The organism is Streptomyces sp. NPDC102270, from assembly GCF_044766405.1.
In the GTDB taxonomy this organism is placed as follows: Bacteria; Actinomycetota; Actinomycetes; order Streptomycetales; family Streptomycetaceae; genus Streptomyces.
In genome coordinates this window covers 132,786-153,074 of record NZ_JBIWLX010000011.1, presented here as the reverse complement: position 1 = coordinate 153,074, position 20,289 = coordinate 132,786, and the positions used below count along the sequence as shown (strand labels likewise).

The window sequence follows — 20,289 nt, the reverse complement described above, 5'->3', positions numbered from 1 at the left end:
CCGGCGGACCGAAGCGACGTTAGTGATCCCCGGACGTCCCGCCATCCCTCACCTTGACAGGCATCACCGGAAGCGCTGTGCCGCCGGAGCCGCGGCGGTTAGCCTCGCGGCCGTGGGACGGCTTCCGGTTCCACAGCGGCTCCCTGTCGAAGGAGTGCCAGTGAAGGCGATCGTCTATTCGTCGGTGGGAAAACAGGATGTCCTCCGACTGGTCGACCGGCCGGTACCGGAGCCGGGCGCCGGCGAGGTCCTGGTCCGGGTGGCGATCTCGGGGGTGAACGCCACCGACTGGAAGTGCCGCCGGTTCGGTCATGCCGAAGGACGCCTGATGTACCCCGAGGTGATCCCCCATCACGACGGCAGCGGCGTGATCGAGGCCGTCGGCCCCGGCGTCGCCGCGGAGCGCGTAGGGCAGCGGGTGTGGATGTGGGAGTCGGCGTGGCGGCGGCCACAGGGCACCGCCGCCGAGTTCGTGGTGCTGCCGTCCCGCCAGGCGGTACAACTGCCGCCGGGCGCCTCGCTGGAACTGGGTGCGAGCATCGGGCTGCCCGCGCTGGTGGCGCACCGGTGTCTGACCTCGGCGCAGCAGGCACCGGCCCGCCTCGGTCCGGACACGCTGGTCGGGCACACCGTGCTGGTGGCGGGCGGCGCGGGGGGTGTCGGCCACGCGGCGGTCCAGCTCGCGACGTGGAGCGGCGCGACGGTGATCGCGACGGTCGGCAGCCCGGAGAAGGAGAAACTGGCGCGCGCCGCGGGCGCCGGGCATGTGGTGCACCACCGGTCGGACAGCGCCGCGGCGGACATCCGCGCGATCGCGCCCGCGGGGGTGAGCCTGATCACCGAGGTGGCGCCGTCCGCGAACCTCGGCCTCGATCTCGAGGTGCTCGCCCCGGGCGGCACGGTCGCCGCCTACGGGACGGAGGGCGACGGCGAAGTCCGGCTGCCCACCCGGCTTCTGATGGGCCGGAATCTGCGCTACCAGTTCGTGCTGACGCTGACGCTGTCACCCGAGGAGAAGGACGCCGCCGCGGCGGACGTCACCGCGGCGGTCGCGGACGGCGCCCTGAACGTGGGTGAGGGCGCGGGGCTGCCGCTCCACCGCTACCCGCTCGACCGCACCGGCGACGCCCACGACGCGGTCGAGGGCGGGGTGACCGGCAAAGTTCTGATCGACCTCGGCTGAGAGTCGGCGTTCATCGCCCGGACGGGTGCCGTCCGGCAGCCCGACGGGCCCGTCAGCTGTCCGGACGCAGCCACCGGTCGACGCGCGCCCGCAGGTCCGCCGGGAAGATGTCCTTCGGCAGCAGGCCGTGCACGCCCTTCGGCGGTCCGGCGAGGCCGACGTGCGGGGCGCCGCGCTGGTCGGCGTACTGGGTGACGCGGAAGCTCGCCGAGATGCTGCACAGCGCGTACGCCTCGGCGGCGCCGACGCCGGTGGCGACGCTCAACCAGCTGATCATGCCGCGGAGGCAGTCGATCAGGGCGTCGTCGAGGTTGTCGGCGAAGCCGAAGCCGATCCAGTGGGTGTCGGTCTCGGCCAACGGTCGGTCCAGTCCGACGCCCCGGTGCAGGTCGTAGCGCATCCGCAGTTCCTCCGCAGTGGATTTGATCGCCGTCTGGTCCACGAGGCCGTCCCCCTGCAGTGCGTGTACGTCGCCCACCCAGATCCGTCCGCCGGGCTTGGCCACGGGTAGGAACAGCGACGAGCCGACGGTGAGTTCGCGCAGCGCCAGGTTGCCGCCGTAGGCGCCGGCCGGAAGCGCGCTGACCAGGTCGTCACCGGCCGGCTCGACCGCGACGATGCCGAGGAACGGTGCCAGGGCGAACGAGATCCCGTGCACGTAGTCGGCGCGGGTCCGGGTCTCGTCGAAGCGGAAGTAGTGCGTGTACGGCTCGTCGAAATCGTGCGGAAGCGCCCCCGCACCGGTCGGGAAGACGTTGCACCCCCAGTCCGCGAGCCGCAGCCGCACGAGTCGGCATTCGATGACGTCTCCGGGCTGGGAACCGGCCATTTCCACCGGCCCGATTAGCTGGAAGGGGCAACCCGGATACTGCTCCCGCAGGCGTGCGCGCTCGGCGAACGACATGCCGAATTTCATCTCGTTCTGCCAATTCGTCCACGTATTCGGGTAGTCGACCTCGTCCCCGGATTTGATCGTGACGGCGGGTGGCACCTTTGGGTCGAGTACTCCGGAACGCACCGTTTTGTGCGTGGATTCCACCGTATACGTTGTCATGCCGACTGAAGGTAGACAGCGAACTGCCGCCCCAGCAAGGTCTCGTGGACCATGGAGCCGAGAACTACCAATCTGACGGATGGCCCCGCGAGGGGACCGGACGGAGCATGTAAACGGCTCACCAATAAGGCCGAAAAAGACCCATGACCGGCCGGACGTGCTGTTACGGTGAGGCGTTTTGAAAAACACAACAGGGAGTTTTTTCGTTGCGTATTCTCGCCATTTCCGGGTCACTGCGTCAGGACTCGTTCAACACGCGGCTACTGCGTGCGCTGCCCCAGCTGGCACCCGAGGGAATGGAGATCGAACTCTTCGACGGCCTGGGTGAGGTGCCCCTCTACAACCAGGACCTCGACGTCGCGGACTGCCCGCAGCCGGTACAGCGGCTGCGCACGGCGATCGCCGAGGCGGACGGCCTGGTCATCGCGACTCCGGAGTACAACGGTTCCATCCCGGGTGTGCTCAAGAACGCCATCGACTGGGCCTCTCGTCCGATGACCAGGTCCTCTCTGCTGGCCAAATGCGTCGTCACCATGGTGGCCACGCCCGGCCACGGCCTCGGCCGCAACGCCCTGAGCGATCTGGGCCGCGTGCTGCACGACTGCCACGCGTTCGTGGTCAGCGGCCCATGGGTGCACCTCAGCGAGGCTCCGGCCAAGATGGAGGACGTCCAGGCCGAGGGCGGTGAGCTCACGACCGTCCTCACGGATCCGAGGACCCGGCGACTCGTGGACATCCAGCTCACCTCCCTCCAGCATGCCATCAAGGAGGAGGCCGGACGGCACGCGGTCGTCCCGTTGATGTCGTTCATCCAGCCCCGGCAGTGAGCGGTCCCCACGGCTGACCGCCGTACCCGCCCGCAGGGGGTTCCCGGTGTGCCGGGAGCCCCCTGCGGTGTGTCACGCCCGCGCGGTCTCGCGCAGCAGCTCTGAGAGCGGCCGCCGCGGCATACGCTCCAGGACCCGCGCCACGACGTCCTCGGCGACATCGGTGACCCGCTCTGCTCCCACCGGGCCGTCCAGGACGAAGGACAGCCCGTTCACCGCCTTCTTGTCCCGGCGCATCACCCGGATCAGCTCCTCGGTGGCGAGCCCGGTCGGCAGGGCCGTGGGCAGGCCGTAGTGCGCCACCACGACCTGGTGCTCGGCCACCCGGCCCGGGGTGATCCGGCCCAGTTCTCCGGCGAGCAGGCCCGCGAACACCGTGCCGACGGCCACGGCCTCACCGTGCCGCATGGCGAAACCGGTGGTCACTTCCAGCGCATGCCCCAGGGTGTGGCCGTAGTTGAGGATGTGCCGAAGACCAGTGTCGCGCTCGTCCTGCTCGACGACCCTCGCCTTCAGGGTCACGCTCGCGGCGATCTGCGCGGCGAGCGGCAGGCCGCGCAGGTCGTCGGCGCCGATGAAGTGGCACCGGGCGATCTCGCCGAGCCCGTTCCTCAGCTCCCGCCGGGGCAGCGTGGTGAGGTAGTCGGTGTCGCACAGCACGGCGCTGGGCTGCCAGTAGGCACCCACGAGATTCTTGCCCCCGGGCAGGTTCACCGCGGTCTTCCCCCCGACACTCGCATCGACCTGGGCGAGCAGGGACGTCGGCAGGTGTACCACCGGCACACCCCGGTGGTAGAGCGCCGCGGCAAGCCCCACCACGTCCGTGGTGGTGCCCCCGCCGCACGAGACGACCGCGTCCTGCCGGGTCAGCCCGAAGGCGGTGAACTCCCGGCAGAGCATCTCCACGGTGGCCAGATTCTTGTCCGGCTCCCCGTCCCGGGCCGGGAGCACCAGCGTCTCGACCCCCGTCTCGGGCACCCACTCGCGCGGCCGGGCCGAGACCACCACGGTCCGGGTCACGCCCAGTCCGTGCAGCACGGACGCCAGCTCGGTACGCACGCCGGGGCCGATGAGCACGTCGTACGACCGGGCGCCGAAGCGCACCGGAACCCGCTCGACCATTCCGTTCCACCTCCGATTCGTCGTGGCTCGTCCGCGGCGGCACCGACGGCGTCTCAGCCCGAGGTACCCAGGACCCGCTGCACCAGGCTGCTGACGTCCATCGCGTCGATGATGTCTTCCTCGTCGTCGTCCCCGGACGACGCGGCCGCCCCGGCCTCCTCGCCGGCCGCCCCGCCGTCGTCGGCGAGAGCGAGCAGTGCCTCCAGCACCCCGGCCTCCTGGAACCGCTCCAGCGCGACGGTGGCCAGCACGCGCCTGAGGTCCTCCTCCCGGACACCGAGGTCGTCCCCGGGGTCGCGCAGCAGTTCCTCCCGCAGGTAGCCGACCAGCGCCTCCGGGGTCGGATAGTCGAAGACCAGCGTGGACGGCAGCTTGAGCCCGGTCGCGGTGTGCAGGCCGTTGCGGAAGTTGACCGCGGCCAGTGAGTCGAAACCGACCTCCTGGAATGCCTGGGCGGGGCCGATGGCGTCGGCGCCGCTGTGCCCGAGGACCGCCGCTGCCTGACCGCGCACGAGCCGCAGCAGGACGCGGTCCTGTTCGGACTCCGCGACCGCACGCAAGGCGTCCACCAGGGAGGAGGTGGTCTCGCCGCCGTCGTCGGCCGCCGCCGCACGCAGCACGTCGGCCGCTTCCGGCAGATCCGCGAACAGCGGACTGGGCCGTACCGAGGTGAACGCCGGGACGAAGGCGGCCCAGTCCATGTCGACGAGGGTGACGGACTTTTCACCCGCCTCCACCGCCTGCGCCAACGCGGTGACCGCCGGCGCCGGGGCGATCGGCAGGACACCTCGGCGCCGCAACTGCGCCAGGGCCTCCTCGTCCATGCCCACCCCGATCTCGTCCAGCGCACCCCAGGCGATGGAGGTCGCCGCGAGGCCCTGTCCCTGGCGCCACTCCACGAGGGCGTCGAGAACGGCATTGGCCGCGCCGGAGGAGCTCTGGCCTCCACCGCCCCAGACCCCGGCGATGGAGGAGAACACCACGAACGCGTCGAGCGGTGTGCCGGCGAACCGCTCGGCCAGCCAGACCGCCGGTTCCACCTTGGTCCCGAAGACCGCCGCGAGGGCCGCTGCTCCGGTGTCGTCGAGAAGACTGCTCTGCGTGATGTCGGCGGCGTGCACCACGGCGGTGAGCGGCCGCTGCGGATCGGCGGACAGCAGATCGGCGAGCCGCTCCGTGTCCCCCTGGGCGCAGAACTCCAACCCTGTTCCCCACTCGCCGAGTTCGGCGCGCAGACGGTCCACACAGTCCTCGGGCGCACCAGCGGTCGTGGTGACGACCAGCCTGGCGGCCCCGGCCCGCGCCAGCCACAGCGAGGCATGCCGTCCGAGCCCTTCCGCGCCGCCGGTGACCAGGACCGTGCCGCGCGGTCGCCAGCCGGCTGCGGCGGACCTGGGCACGGACTTGCGGACGAGCCGGCGGACGTAGACGCCGGAACGCCGGATCGCCAGCTGATCCTCGTCCGAGGTTCCGCTGAGCACGCCCAGCAGGTGCTGCGCCGTCCGCGGCCCCATGCTCGGCGGCAGGTCGATCAGACCGCCCCACCGGTCGGGGCGTTCCAGCGCGACGACTCGGCCGAGTCCCCACAACGCCGCCTGGGCGGGCGCGTCGAGGGTGTCGCGGATGCCGATGTTCACCGCGCCCCGGGTCGCACACCACAGGGGCACGGTGACGCCCGCGTCGCCGAGCGCCTGGACGAGTGCGAGGGTCGACATCGTGAGCTCGGTCGGGTCCTGCGGGCCGGTGCCCGGGCGCCGGCCCAGGGCCAGCAGGGACAGCACACCGGACACCTCGCACTCGGCGAGGACGCCGGTGAGCCGCTCGGCGAGCGCGGACCGGTCCGTCTCCCCGGCCGTCAGCAGCATGTGGTCGAACCCGAGCCCGGCCAGCTCTTTCAGCAGGTCGTCCGGCCGCGCACCGTCCGGTACGACGACGAGCCACCGGCCGCCGGGGACGCCCACGGACTCCCGCTCCAGCGGCTTCCAGGTGACGGTGTAGCGCAGTTTCTCCGCGGTCGAGCGCTCACGCCTGCCCTTGCGCCAGTCGGTGAGGGCGGGCACGAGGGTGTTCAGCGCTTCGCGCTGGTCGGTGGAAAGGGCCAACAGCTCGCCGAGAGAGCCGATGTCCGTGTGTTCGACCGCCGTCCAGAAGTCGTCGTCCGCGCCTGCGGCCGCCCCTGCGTCGTGGTCGGGCGCCATGCCTTCGCCCAGCCAGTAGTGCCGACGCTCGAAGGCGTACGTCGGCAGGTCGGGCGCGGGGGTGACGCCGGTCGGCAGGACAGCGGCCCAGTCGACCGCCACACCGCAGGTGAAGAGCTGGGCAGCCGAGGCGAGCAGGCGTCCGAGGCCGCCGTCGTCGCGCCTGAGGGTGCCGGAGACGACCGGACGGGAGGGCCCGGCCGTGTTGTCGTCCGCCAGGTCGGTGACCGGCTGGACCAGCACCGGATGGGCGCTGACCTCGACGAAGACGCCGTGCCGCAGCCGCAGCAGCTCCGCGACGGCCGACCCGAACGCGACCGGTCGGCGCAGGTTGCGGTACCAGTACGCGCCGTCCAGGACCGAGTCGTCGGTGACCCAGTCGCCGGTCACCGTGGAGTAGAACGGCACCTGCGGTGCGCTCGCCTCGACGCCCGCGAGCGCCTGCGCCAGCACCTCCTGCAGGTCTTCGACGTGCCGGGTGTGCGAGGCGTAGTCCACCGGCACCCGTCGGACCCGGACCCCCTGCGCGGCCAGCGCGTCGAGGGCCTCGCCGAGCGCCTCCGTGTCTCCCGCGATCACCGCCGACGCCGGGCCGTTCACGGCGGCGACCTCCACCCGCCCGTCCCAGGGCAGAAGGCGGCGGCGCACCTCTTCCGCGTCCAGGGCCACCGAGGCCATCCCGCCGCGCCCGGACAGGGTGGCCGCGATGGCCTGGCTGCGGACCGCGACGATCCGGGCGGCGGTCTCCAGCGACAGCGCCCCGGCCACGCAGGCCGCCGCGATCTCGCCCTGCGAATGTCCCACGACGGCATCGGGCAGCACGCCGGCCGCGGCCCACACCGCCGCCAGGCCGAGCATCATCGCAAAGCTCGCCGGCTGGACGACGTCGACGCGCTCCAGCATCCCGGCGTCGGCGTCGCCGCGCAGGACGTCGATCAGGGACCAGTCGATCCAGGGGTCGAGGGCGCGTGCGCACTCGGTGATCCGCTGCGCGAACACCGGCGAGGCGTCCAGCAGGTCCCGCCCCATGCCGGCCCACTGGGCCCCCTGGCCCGGGAAGACCAGGACGACCTTGCCGGGTGCGACCGCGGCGCTGCCGGTGACCACGTGGGGCGCGCTGTCGCCCCGGGCCAGGGCCCCCAGACCGGCCAGGGCCTCCATACGCGTCCCGGCCACGACGACGGCCCGCTCGGTGAGAGTCGCCCGCGCGGTCACCAGCGTCGAGGCGACCGCGGGGAGCGACGGACCGGCCGGTTCCCCCAGGAACGCGGCCATCCGGCCGGCCTGCGCGGCCAGCGAGCCGGGCGTCCTGGCCGACAGCACCAGCGGAAGTGCGGGGGGCGGGGTGTCCGCGTCGGCCGGGAGCTCAAGGGTGGCGGGCCGGGCCTCCTCGGGAGCCGGGTCGGCCTCCTCGAGGACCAGGTGCGCGTTCGTACCACTGGCTCCGAAGGCGGAGACGGCGGCGCGGCGCGGCCGGTCGCCGCGGCGCCACTCCTGCGCCTCGGTGAGGAGCCGCACCGCACCGGCCGACCAGTCCACCTGCCGGGTGGGCTCTTCGACGTGCAGGGTGGGCGGCAGTACACCGTGCCGCAGCGCCTGCACCATCTTGATCACACCGGCGACACCGGCCGCGGCCTGAGTGTGCCCGATGTTCGACTTCACCGAACCCAGCCACAACGGCCGTTCCCGCCCCTGCCCGTACGTCGCCAGCAACGCCTGCGCCTCAATGGGATCCCCGAGAGTCGTCCCCGTCCCATGCGCCTCCACCACATCCACATCCGCCGGCTCCAGACCCGAGACAGCCAACGCCTGCCGGATCACACGCTGCTGCGAAGGACCGTTCGGCGCCGTCAACCCATTCGAAGCACCATCCGAATTCACCGCACTGCCACGAATGACAGCGAGCACACGGTGGCCCTTCTCCCGGGCGACGGACAGCCGTTCCAGGACCACCACACCCACACCCTCGGACCAGCCGGTGCCGTCGGCCGTGGACGAGAAGGCCTTGCACCTGCCGTCCGCGGACAGCCCGCGCTGCCGGGAGAACTCCAGGAACGCGTCCGGGCTCGCCATCACGGTCGCGCCGCCGGCGAGCGCCAGGGAGCATTCGCCCTGTCGCAGGGCCTGCGCGGCCAGATGGATCGCCACGAGCGACGAGGAGCAGGCGGTGTCGACGGTGACGGCCGGGCCCTCGAAGCCGAACACGTAGGAGACCCGGCCCGAGGCCACGCTGGAGGAGGTGCCGGTCATCACGTAGCCCTGGGCTTCTTCGGGCACGCTGCGCAGACGGGTGACGTAGTCGTGGTGGACGATCCCGGTGAAGACACCGACGTCCCGGCCACGGGCCGAGAGCGGGTCGATGCCCGCGTGCTCCAGCGCCTCCCAGGAGGTCTCCAGCAGCAGCCGCTGCTGCGGGTCCATGGCCAGGGCCTCTCGCGGGGAGATCCCGAACAGTCCGGCGTCGAACTGCGCGGCGTCGTGCAGGAATCCGCCCGCGCGGGTGTAGCTGGTTCCGGGGTGGGCCGGGTCCGGGTGGTAGAGCCCTTCGAGATCCCAGTCGCGGTCGATCGGGAACCCGGAGACGGCGTCGCGTCCGTCGGCGACCAGGCGCCACAGTTCCTCCGGGCTGTTCACGTCGCCCGGCAGCCGCGTGCTCATTCCGACGATCGCGATCGGCTCGTTCGCGTACGACGGTACGACGACGGCGGACGAGGGCTTCTCCCCCAGCAGATACGCGGCCAGCGCCGCCGGGGTCGGGTGGTCGAACACCGCGGTCGCGGGGACCTGCACGCCGGTGAGATCGCGGAGCCGCCGGCTGAGCCGGACCCCGGTGAGGGAGTCGAAGCCGAGGCTCTTGAACGGCTGGTCCTCGTCGAACGCCTCGTCGCCGCGGTACCCGAGGACGACGGCGGTGCTCTCCCGGATCACCTCCAGGAACGTCCGGCGCCGGTCGGCGTCGGCACGACCGGTGGCGATCACCGCGTCACCGGCAGGCTCGGCCGCCGGAAGGGCCGGCACCGCACCGCTCTCGCCCGACGCGAGCTCGTCGAGCCAGTAGCGCTGGTGCTGGAAGGCGTAGGTGGGCAGCTCGGCGGCGAGCGCACCGGTGGCCGGGCGGCCGAGGACCGCCGGCCAGTCGACGGGGACGCCCCGCGTGTGCAGTCCGGCCAGCGCGGTCAGTACGTCCGGCGCCGCGCCGTTCTCGCGCACGGTCGGGAAGCAGCCCTCGGCGGGCACGTCGGGAGATTCCAGAGCCATGGCGACCAGGGCGCCGCCCGGGCCGAGTTCGGCGAAGGTGACCGCGCCCTGCGCGCACAGAGCGGTGACGGCGTCACCGAACCGCACCGGGGCCTCGACCTGTTCGACCCAGTGGTCCGGGGTGGCGAGCCGGTCGTCCGTGACAAGGGCGCCGGTGACGGTGGACACGATCGGCAGCTCGCCCGGCCGGTACGTCAGCCGTTCGACGACCGCGCGGAACTCTTCGCGTATCGGCGCCATCAGCGGCGAGTGGAAGGCGTGGCTGACCGGGAGCCGACGGGTCTTGCGCCCGCGTGCGGCCAGCTCGCGTACGACGGCGAGCACGGCGTCCTCCTCGCCGGACAGCACCAGCGAGCCGGGGCTGTTGACGGCCGCGACGACCACCGTGCCCGGTGCGTGCTCCAGCAGAGGGGCCGTCTCGGCCTCGGTGGCCTGGACGGCGGCCATGGCGCCCCCCTGGGGCAGTCCCTGCATGAGCCGCCCGCGTGCCGCCACCAGTTCACCGGCCTCGGCCAGGTCGAGCACGCCGCTGACGTGGGCCGCGGTGATCTCCCCGATGGAGTGTCCGGCGACGAGATCGGGGTGCACTCCCCAGGAGGCGAACAGACGGAACAGCGCGGTCTCCAGCGCGAACACGCACGCCTGGGTGTACATGGTCCGGTCGAGCAGTTCGCTCTCCGCGGAGCCGGGCCCACCGAACGCCACCTCGGCCAGAGGACGCGCGCCGTGATCGCCCAGATGGCGTTCCACAGCCGCACAGGCGTCGGTGAACGCCTCGGCGAACACCGGGAACGACTCGGCCAGGGCCCGGCCCATGCCGGCCCATTGGCTGCCCTGGCCGGTGAAGAGGAAGGCCAGCTTGCCGTCGGCCGGGCTGCCCATGACGTCCGCGGCCGAGCCGTCCGCCAGCGCGCGCAGGCCGACGAGCAGTTGGTCCCGGTCGCGGGCCAGCAGCACGGCGCGGCGGTCGAGTTGGGCGCGGCCGGTGGCAAGGGCCAGAGCGGTGTCCGGGAGGGACACGTCCGGGCGGCCGGCCAGGAAGTCGGCGAGCAGGGCCGCCTGACCACGCAGCGCGGCAGGGGTACGCGCCGACACCGGCACGGGCACCCAGGCGGGGTCCGGCGCTTCGGGGGCGGACACGGCGGACACGGGGCCGGGATCGGGTGCTGGTGCGTCCGGTTCAGGGGCCTGTTCTTCAGGGGCCTGTTCGAGGATGACGTGTGCGTTGGTGCCGCCGATACCGAAGGACGACACACCGGCCCGGCGCGGGCGTCCGGTCTCCGGCCAGTCACGGGCCTCCGTCAGCAGCCGGACCTTGCCCGACTCCCAGTCGACGTGGGTCGAGGGACGGTCGACGTGCAGGGTGGGCGGCAGTACACCGTGCCGCAGCGCCTGCACCATCTTGATCACACCGGCGACACCGGCCGCGGCCTGAGTGTGCCCGATGTTCGACTTCACCGAACCCAGCCACAACGGCCGTTCCCGCCCCTGCCCGTACGTCGCCAGCAACGCCTGCGCCTCAATGGGATCCCCGAGAGTCGTCCCCGTCCCATGCGCCTCCACCACATCCACATCCGCCGGCTCCAGACCCGAGACAGCCAACGCCTGCCGGATCACACGCTGCTGCGAAGGACCGTTCGGCGCCGTCAACCCATTCGAAGCACCATCCGAATTCACCGCACTGCCACGAATGACAGCGAGCACCGGATGCCCGCGTCGCCGGGCCTGGGAGAGGGGTTCGAGGAGCAGGAGCCCGGCGCCCTCGGACCAGCCGGTGCCGTCGGCGGCGTCGGCGAACGCCTTGCAGCGCCCGTCGGGTGCGAGGCCACGCTGTCGGGAGAACTCCACGAAGGTCTCGACGCTGCCCATCACCATCACACCGCCGACGAGTGCCATGGAGCACTCGCCGAGCCGCATCGCCTGCGTCGCCAGGTGCAGGGCCACGAGCGAGGAGGAGCACGCGGTGTCCACGGTGAGGGCGGGGCCGACAAGGCCGAGGTGGTAAGCGATCCGGCCGGAGAGGACACCGCCCGAGCTGCCGGTCAGGCGGAACCCTTCGGCCTCGGCGGCCCGGTGCAGCCGTACCGACCAGTCGTGGCTGTTGATGCCCGCGAACACCCCGATGTCCTGGCCGGCCAGTCCGGTGGGATCGATGCCGGCCCGCTCGAACGTCTCCCACGCCGTCTCGAGGAGCAGCCGCTGCTGCGGGTCCATCGCCCGCGCCTCGTTCGGCGAGATGTCGAAGAAGGCCGCGTCGAACCCGGCGGCGTCGTCCAGGAAGGCGCCGTGGCGGACGTAGGTGGTGCCGTGGTGGTCGGGGTCGGGGTGGAAGAGTCCGTCGGTGTCCCAGCCACGGTCCTCGGGGAATGCGCCGACCGCGTCGGTTCCCTCGGACACCACCCGCCACAGATCCTCCGGACTCCGCACCCCGGCCGGAAAGCGGCACGCCATCGACACGACGGCGATCGCATCCTCCGCGGGCGGCGTCTTCCGCTGCGCCGGGGCCGGAGGGCTTGCCGGCTCGCCCAGGAGCCTGGCCCGCAGGTACTCGGCGAGTGCGGCGGGCCTCGGGTAGTCGAAGATCATCGCCGGGGAGAGTGTGAGGCCGGTATCCGAGGCCAGCCGGTTGCGGAGTTCCAGCGCGGTCAGCGAGTCGAACCCGGCGTCCTTGAACGTCCGGTCGGCACCGACGGAACCGGGCCCGGCGTGGCCGAGGACCGCCGCGGCGTGCCGGCGTACCGACTCAAGGAGCGCGGCGGTCTGCTCGGCGGGCGGCAGCCCGGTGAGTCGCTCGGCCGCGGTCGGCCGTACGTCCGTGACCGCGGCGCGGGCGACCGGGCGGCGCTGCGGGACCAGGCCGCGCAGCAGGGCGGGGACCGGGGCGTCGGCGGCCGCGAGGGCCGCCGGGTCGAGCTTGGCCGCGACGCGCTGCGGCCCGGTCCGCAGCGCGGCGTCGAACTGGGCCATGCCCTCGGCGTCGGAGAGACCGGCCATGCCGATGGACTCGTTGCGCCGCAGGTCGGCGCTGCCCAGGTGCCGGGTCAGTCCGCTGGACCGGCTCCAGTAACCCCAGGCGACGGACACCGCAGGCAGTCCGAGGTCGTGCCGCCGCGCGGCCAGCGCGTCCAGCGCGGCGTTGGCGGCGGCGTAGTTGCCCTGCCCGGGGTTGCCGAGCACCCCGGCGGCGGACGAGAAGAGCACGAAGGCGGCGAGGTCCAGATCCCGCGTCAGTTCGTCGAGGTGCAGCGCCGCGTCCAGCTTGGGACGGAGCACCGCGTCGAGGCGGCTCGGGGTCAGCGCGGTGAGCACGCCGTCGTCGAGGACGCCGGCGCTGTGCACGACCGCGGTGAGCGGGTGCTCCGCCGGGACCGCGTCGATGAGTGCGGCCAGTTCGGTACGGTCGGCGACGTCGACGGCGGTAACCGTGACGTTCGCGCCGAGCGCGGTCAGTTCGGCCGCCAGTTCGCCGGCGCCCTCGGCCGCGGGACCTCGCCGCCCGGCGAGTACCAGGTGCCGTACACCGTGGCGGGTGACCAGGTGCCGCGCGGTCAGGGCGCCGAGGGTGCCGGTGCCTCCGGTGATCAGCACCGTGCCCGCCGGGTCCAGCGGGCGAGCGGCACCCGCGGGGGCCGACCTGGCCAGCCGGGGCGCCTCGGTGCGCCCGCCCCTGATCCGCAGCCAGGGTTCGCCGCCCGTCGCGACGGCGGCCACCTGTGTCCGGCTCGCCTCGTCGGCCTCGACCAACACGATCCGGCCCGGATGTTCCGACTGGGCCGAGCGCACCAGGCCGCCGACGGCGGCCGCGCCGAGATCGGTGCCCTCGGGGACCACGACGGCAAGCCGGGTCGTCTCGGCGCCTGGAGCCGCGACGAACGCCTGGAGCACGGCCAGCGCCGAGGCGAGCGCCGCCCGCGGCTCCCCGGATTCCGCCTCGTACACCAGCAGATCCGCGCCGGTCGCCGCGGTGACGTCGGCAGCCGTCACGACGTACCGGACGCCGACGGCGGTCGGCTCCCCGGAGCTCCATCCTCCCCACTCGACGGCGAAGAGATGGTCCGCCGGTCCGCCGTGGTCCTCGGTGACCGGCTCCGCTTCGAGGCCGTCGATGGTCATGACCGACTGGCCCGCCGCAGTGACGAGTTCCATGCCCGCCACCCGATGGCCGTCTCCGGCCGGCGTCGTGATGCCCGACCGCACGCGCAGCGCGGACGCGCCGGAGGCCAGCAGCCGCACCCCGGTCCACCGCGTGACCCGGGTGTTCGCGGGCAGAGCGGTGCGGACCGCGGCATCCAGCAACGCGGGGTGGATGCCGTAGCGGGGAACGTCGCCCAGCGCGGATTCGGGCAGCGCAGCCTCGGAGGGAGCACCGAGTCCGGGGAGGTCCGCGGCCTCGGAGGCGGGGGCCAGGATGCCGTGCGCGTGCCGTGTCCACGGCCCGTCCGGCGTGGAGGCCTCGACACGGGAGTGCACTTCGACGGACCTGCGCCCGTCCGCACCGGCCTCTCCGACGACGACCTGGACGACGCGGCCGCCGTGGCGCGGCAGGGTCACCGGACGGTCGACGGTCACCTCGTCGGCGACGGGTGTGCCGGTCTCGTCACCGAGGCGTACGACCAGTTCCACGAGGGCGGCGTCGGGCACGGCGACCGGGTCGCCGGTCGCGGACAGCCAGGGGTGGGGCGCAGCCGACCACCGGGCGGTGGCAACCGCACCGCCCGGGTGGGGCGTCCGTACCACCGCGCCCAGCAGCGGGTGCCCGGCGTCGCCGAGCCCCAGCGACGCCAGGTCTCCTTCGGGTGCCGCCCGAAGCCAGTAGTGCCGCCGGTCGAAGGCGTACGTCGGCAGCTCCACCCAGTCCGCGCCCGGGGCGGGCAGCAGGCCGGTCCAGTCCACGGCTGCCCCGCGCACGAACAGTTCGGCCATCGAGGCCGCCAGCCTGAGCGGGCCGCCGTCGTCCCGGCGAAGCGACCCGGTGACCACCGCGGGCACGGCGGCCTCGTCCAGGATCTCCGTGATCGCCTGCACCAGCACCGGATGGGCGCTGACCTCCAGGAAGATGTCGTGGCCCTGGTCCAGCAACTGACCGACGACGGGCCCGAACCGGACCTGCCGACGCAGGTTCCGCCACCAGTACTCGCCATTGAGAACGCCCGCGTCGACGACCGGCTCACCGGTGACGGTCGAGTGGAAGGGCACCACCGGAGCCTTGGCGTCGAGCCCTCCCAGCGCCTCCTCCAGCGCATCTCGGATGTCCTCCACCTGCTCGCTGTGCGAGGCGTAGTCCACCGCGACCCGGCGCACCCGTATGCCCTCGTCGGCCAGCTCCGCCAGCATCTCGTCCAGCGCGTCGGCCGCACCGGACACGACGACGGAGGCGGTCCCGTTCACCGCCGCGACCGCCAGCCGGCCGCTCCAGGGCCGGATGCGTTCCGTCGCGGCGTCGGCGTCCAGCGCGACCCAGGCCATCCCGCCACGGCCGGACAGCCGCACGGCGATAGCCTGGCTGCGCAGCGCGACCACCCGCAGGGCGTCCTCCAGCGACAGGGCGCCGGCCACACAGGCCGCGGCTATCTCACCCTGCGAGTGCCCGACGACCACATCCGGGCGCACTCCTACCGACTCCCACACCGCCGCCAGCCCGACCATGACGGCGAAACTGGCGGGCTGTACGACGTCCACCCGCTGCAGCAGTGCCGGATCGGCATCGCCGCGGAGGACGTCGAGCAGCGACCAGTCGGCCCACCGTGCGAGCAGTCGCGCGCAGGCACCGACCCGCTCGGCGAACACCGGTGAGTGGGCGAGCAGTTCCCGCCCCATGCCGGTCCACTGCGAGCCCTGGCCGGGAAACACCATGACGACCCGGCGATGCTCGCCGGGCGCGGCGACGGTCCCGCGCACCACGGCGGGGCTGCTCTCCCCCGCGGCCAGCGCCGCCAGCGCGGCCAGCGCCTTCGCCCGGCTGCCGGCCAGGACGACGGCCCGCTCCTCCAGGACGGCCCTGCGGGACACGAGAGCCGAGGCCACGTCCGCCCAGGAGTCGCCAGAGCGTTCCAGGAGGGACGCCAGCCGCCGGGCCTGGCCGCGCAGCGCGCCCTCGCTGCGGGCGGAAAGCACCAGCGGCACCACGACTGGCGCCGCCGACGTCTCCTCGCTTGCCACCTGCTCCTCCGCACCGGCTGCCAAAGCCTCCTCACGGACGGCCGGTGCTTCCTCCAGGATCACGTGGGCGTTGGTGCCGCTGAGCCCGAAGCTGGAGACACCGGCACGGCGCGGCCGTCCGGTGTCCGGCCAGGCCCGGTTCTCGGTCAGCAGGGACACCGCGCCCGCCGACCAGTCGACCTTCGTCGTCGGCCAGTCGACATGGCGGGTGGCCGGCAGCACCGCGTGCCGCAGCGCCTGCACCATCTTGATCACACCGGCGACACCGGCCGCGGCCTGAGTGTGCCCGATGTTCGACTTCAACGACGCCAGCCACAGCGGACGTTCCGGGTCACGCGCCTGGCCGTACGCGGCCAGCAGCGCCCCGGCTTCGATGGGGTCCCCCAGCACCGTTCCCGTGCCATGTCCCTCGACGGCGTCGACGTCGGCGGCGGACAGGCCGGCCGCGGCCAGGGCCCGGTTGATGACCCGCTGCTGGGCGAGACCGTTCGGCGCGGTCAGGCCGTTGGAGGCGCCGTCCTGGTTCACCGCGGAGCCGCGCACCACCGCGAGCACGCGGTGTCCGTGGCGCCGGGCCTCGGAGAGGCGTTCCAGCACCAGCACGCCGGCGCCTTCCGCCCATCCGGTGCCGTCCGCGGCCGAGGCGAACGACTTGCAGCGGCCGTCGCTCGCCAGCGCCCGTTGCCGGGAGAACTCGACGAAGGTCCGGGGGGTGGCCATGACCGTGGCACCGCCGGCCAGCGCCATGGAGCACTCCCCCGCACGCAGGGCCTGGGCTGCCAGATGGAGGGCGACCAAGGAGGAGGAGCACGCCGTGTCCACCGTGACCGCGGGCCCGGTGAACCCCAGAACGTAGCTGACGCGCCCGGACGCCACGCTGGCCGCCCGGCCCGCGGTGGCGAACGCCTCGGCCTCCTCCGGTACGGCACCGGAGGCGTACTCCTGCTCCATCACCCCGGAGAAGACTCCCACGTCGGCACCCTTCAGGGTCGACGCGTCGATGCCGGAGTGCTCCAGCGCCTCCCACGAGGTCTCCAGCAGCAGTCGCTGCTGGGGATCCATGGCCAGCGCCTCCCGTGGCGAGATCCCGAAGAAGCCGGCGTCGAACTCCCCGGCGTCGGGCAGGAATCCGCCCCGGTCGACATACGAGGTGCCGAAGCGGCCGGGGTCCGCGTCGAAGAGGCCTTCGGTGTTCCAGCCGCGGTCGGTGGGGAACGGAGACAGCGCGTCGCGTCCCTCGCAGACCAGGCGCCACAGCTCGTCGGGGCTGTCGACGCCACCGGGCAGGCGGCAGGCCATGCCGATGATCACCACCGGGTCATCCGCCTCGACGGCCAATACGGCCTCCGCGACCTGCCGGGGGCCGCCGAACACCTCGGCACGCAGGTGCTCGGCCAACGCACGCGGGGTGGGGTGGTCGAAGGTGACGGTGGTGGGCAGCCCCAGTCCGGTGCGCTCGGTGAGCCGGTTGCGCAGTTCCACCACCGCGACGGAGGTGAGGCCGAGGTCGCGGAAGGCGCGGTCGGCCGTGGGGGCCTGTGGAGCGGCCCCGGGCAGCACGGCCGCGGTCTGCTCCATGACCAGCTGTTCCAACCGGGCGCACCGGGCCCGCTCGTCGAGGCGGGCCAGTTCGTCGTGGAGGGCGGCGGTGACGGCGTCGTCGGGACGGCTCTGCGCAGAGGCTTCGGGGAACACCGCCCGCAGCAGTGGCGGCACCGCGGCGCCGGAGTCCGGCCGGCGCAGGTGGAGGCGGAGCAGGGACGAACGGTCCCCGGCGAGCAGGGTGTCCACGGCGGACAGCCCGCCGAGGACCCTGCGCGGATCGGCGGCCTCGTCCTGCGGCCAGGCGAGGAAGGCCCCACCGTGGCGGCGGGCCACGGCTTCGGCGAGGACGGCGGAGACGAGCGCGTCCGGATCCTCCGTCTCACCGGTCCGGTCCGGCGCGCCGGTGCCGCCGAGCGCGCCCACCGGATCGGCCGGATCGGCGATCACCAGGAAGGTCCGCGGATGCGGCTGCCCGGTCGTGGCGGCGGCCAGGAAGGCTGCCGGAGCCAGATCACCGCCCGCGTGGATCACCGCGGTCACCGGAACGGCCACCTCGCCGATCGCGGCTCGCAAGGACCGCTCTTCGCCGGAGGACCACCGCACGTCCGCCCCGGTGACGTCCGGATCGCCTGTGCCCTCCTCGCCCACCAACAGCAGGTGCCGGACCTGGTGGACCGAGGCCAAGTGGCGGACGACCATCGCCCCGCGCACCGTACCGGCGCCGGTCACCACGACGGTGCCCTTCGCGCCGGCCCAGGGCCGCCGCGGTCGATCGGCCACCGGCACCCGGACCAGCCTCGGCGCGTACGGCACACCGGACCGCAGCGCCGTCTCCGGCTCGTCCGCCCCGAGCGCCGACGTCAGCCCGGCCGGATCCAGCGCGCTGTCCGCATCCAGATCGGCGACGACCAGCCGGTTCGGGTACCGCGTCCGCAGAGCGAGCGCGGCGGCCCGGAGCGCGGCCTGGGCCGGATCCGGCGCGCTGTCCTCGGGGCGCGCCCGCACAGCGCCGCGGGTGAGGACGAGCAGACGGCCCCGGCCATGCTCCGGCCGGGCGAGCCGGTCGGCCAGCTGCTCGGCGAAGTGCCGGGCGCCGGTGCGGGCCGCCGTCACGGAATCCTGCCCGGTGTCCTCGGCCGGCAGGACCACGGTCACCTCCGCGGTGCCGTCGGCGTCGGCCAGGTCGGTGTGGTGGGTGGCGCCACCCGGCCAGGCGGCGGCCAGTGCGGCGGCCGCGGGGCCGACCATCGCCCAGGACGCGGCGCCGGCACCGGACACCGGAGCGGAAGTCCGCACCCAGTCGACCTCGAACAGGTCCTCGTGGTGACCGCTCGCGGCATACCGCAATACGGCGGGCTGCTCGGCGAGCCTGCGCCGCGTGATCTTGCCGGAGGCGGTACGCGGGATCGCGGCGACCTCGTAGACCTCCTCGGGCACCTTGAAGGCCGCCAGCCGCGCGCGGCACAGCTCGACCAGCGCCGGGACGTCCAGTTCGTCGGAGGCCGGGACGACGTAGGCGACCGGTACTTCTCCGAGGGTGTCGTGCGGCCTTCCGGTCACACCCGCGTCGGCCACACCCGGGGCCGCGCGCAGCACCGTCTCGACCTCCTCGGGGTGGAGGTTCTCGCCGCCCCTGATCACGAGGTCCGACATGCGGCCGCAGACGGTGAAGTAACCGTGCTCGTCGCGCCGGGCCAGGTCGCCGGTGCGGTACCAGCCGTCCCTCGTCGCCGCGGCTGTCTCCTCGGGCCGGCCGTGGTAGCCGAGCATGACGTTCGGGCCACTGACCCAGACCTCGCCCTCACACCCGGTGGGGACGTCCGTGCCGGTGTCGGGATCGACGAGACGGACCTCGACTCCGGGTACCGGCAGCCCGCAGGAACCGTCGACCCTCATGCCGTCGGGCGGGTTCATGGTGATCGCCCCGCACGTCTCCGTGCTGCCGTAGGCGTCCACCAGGGGCGTGCCGAAGCTCTCGCGGAACGCGCGGCACAGCCCGGAGTCGGCGACCGCGCCGCCCACCAGGCCGATCCGCAGGTCGGGCAGCGAGAACGGCTGCCGGCGGATCGCCTCGACCAGGTAGTGGTAGGTGGTGGGAACGCCGGCCAGGAAGGTCGACCGATGGGCGCGCAGGGCCGTCAGGACATCCTCCGCGGACGCGCCGTCCATGAGGTGGGCGCTCGCCCCGACCACGGTCACCGACAGCACGCACGCGATATGGGAGAGGCTGTGGAACAACGGCAGCGGCCACAGCACCCGGTCCTCCTCCGAGAGTCCCGGTATCGGGACGTAGGAAGAGGCGACGGACCAGAGGCAGTTGCGCTGGGTGGAGAGCACACCCTTCGGCTTTCCGGTCGTCCCCGAGGTGTAGAACATCCACGCCGGGTCATCCAGGCCGAGATCGTCCGGCGCGAGCGTCGCGGGTTCGGTGACCGCCAGTTCGTCGAAGGAACGGGTGCCCTCCGGCACCGGGTTCGCGCCCGTCACCAGCACCGTGACGCCGGATGCCGGCGCGGACAGGTGGAGGAACTCCGGCGCGTGCACGGCGTCGGTGACGACCACGGCGGCGCCGCTGTCCGCCAGCAGCCAGTCCAGCTCGGCCGCGGTGGAGGCCGGGTTGACCGGAACGCCCACGCCCCCGGCCCGGACGATGGCCAGGTAACTCTCCACCATGGAGACGCAGTTGCGCAGGCAGATCGCCACCCGATCGCCGCGCCGCACGCCGAGTCCGGACAGCTGGCCGGCCAGCCGACGAGTCCGCTCCTCCAACTGATCGTAGGTGACCGCCCGTTGGCCGTCCGAGAAGGCGACCTTGCCCGCGAAGCGGGCCGCGTTCCTCCTGAGGATGACGGGCAGGACTTCGATCAGGTCAGCACGCACGGGTCGCACGTCCTTTCGCGGAGCGGCTCGTCCGCCGGCGGCGCGGCGGCGCCACCGGCCTTC

Annotated in this window: 5 protein-coding genes; 2 read left to right on the top strand and 3 right to left on the bottom strand. The window is 73.2% G+C overall.

All coding sequences use genetic code 11. The features are described 5' to 3' along the window. Positions 1–160 precede the first annotated feature (160 nt). The gene (locus tag ACIRP7_RS24110) at positions 161–1,183 is read left to right on the top strand and encodes an NADPH:quinone reductase (RefSeq protein ID WP_403663073.1); all 1,023 of its coding nucleotides are present in this window, start codon (positions 161–163) and stop codon (positions 1,181–1,183) included. Between the two features lie 52 nt (positions 1,184–1,235). Here ACIRP7_RS24110 and ACIRP7_RS24105 read toward each other — a convergent pair whose 3' ends face one another. Further along, positions 1,236–2,237, bottom strand: coding sequence for an acetamidase/formamidase family protein (locus ACIRP7_RS24105; RefSeq protein ID WP_403663070.1), 1,002 nt, complete (start codon positions 2,235–2,237; stop codon positions 1,236–1,238). Between the two features lie 206 nt (positions 2,238–2,443). On the opposite strand from ACIRP7_RS24105, the gene ACIRP7_RS24100 reads away from it, so the two are divergent. After that, complete coding sequence (locus tag ACIRP7_RS24100; RefSeq protein WP_403663067.1) at positions 2,444–3,064, top strand: NADPH-dependent FMN reductase; 621 nt, start codon at positions 2,444–2,446, stop codon at positions 3,062–3,064. Between the two features lie 72 nt (positions 3,065–3,136). On the opposite strand, the gene ACIRP7_RS24095 is transcribed toward ACIRP7_RS24100, so the two are convergent. Both ACIRP7_RS24095 and ACIRP7_RS24090 read right to left on the bottom strand, forming a co-directional pair. After that, positions 3,137–4,186, bottom strand: a complete 1,050-nt coding sequence (locus tag ACIRP7_RS24095; RefSeq protein ID WP_403663064.1) for a 3-dehydroquinate synthase family protein — start codon at positions 4,184–4,186, stop codon at positions 3,137–3,139. A gap of 53 nt (positions 4,187–4,239) precedes the next feature. Continuing rightward, positions 4,240–20,226: a type I polyketide synthase gene (locus tag ACIRP7_RS24090; RefSeq protein ID WP_403663061.1), complete on the bottom strand. Its 15,987-nt coding sequence runs from the start codon at positions 20,224–20,226 to the stop codon at positions 4,240–4,242. Positions 20,227–20,289 lie beyond the last annotated feature (63 nt).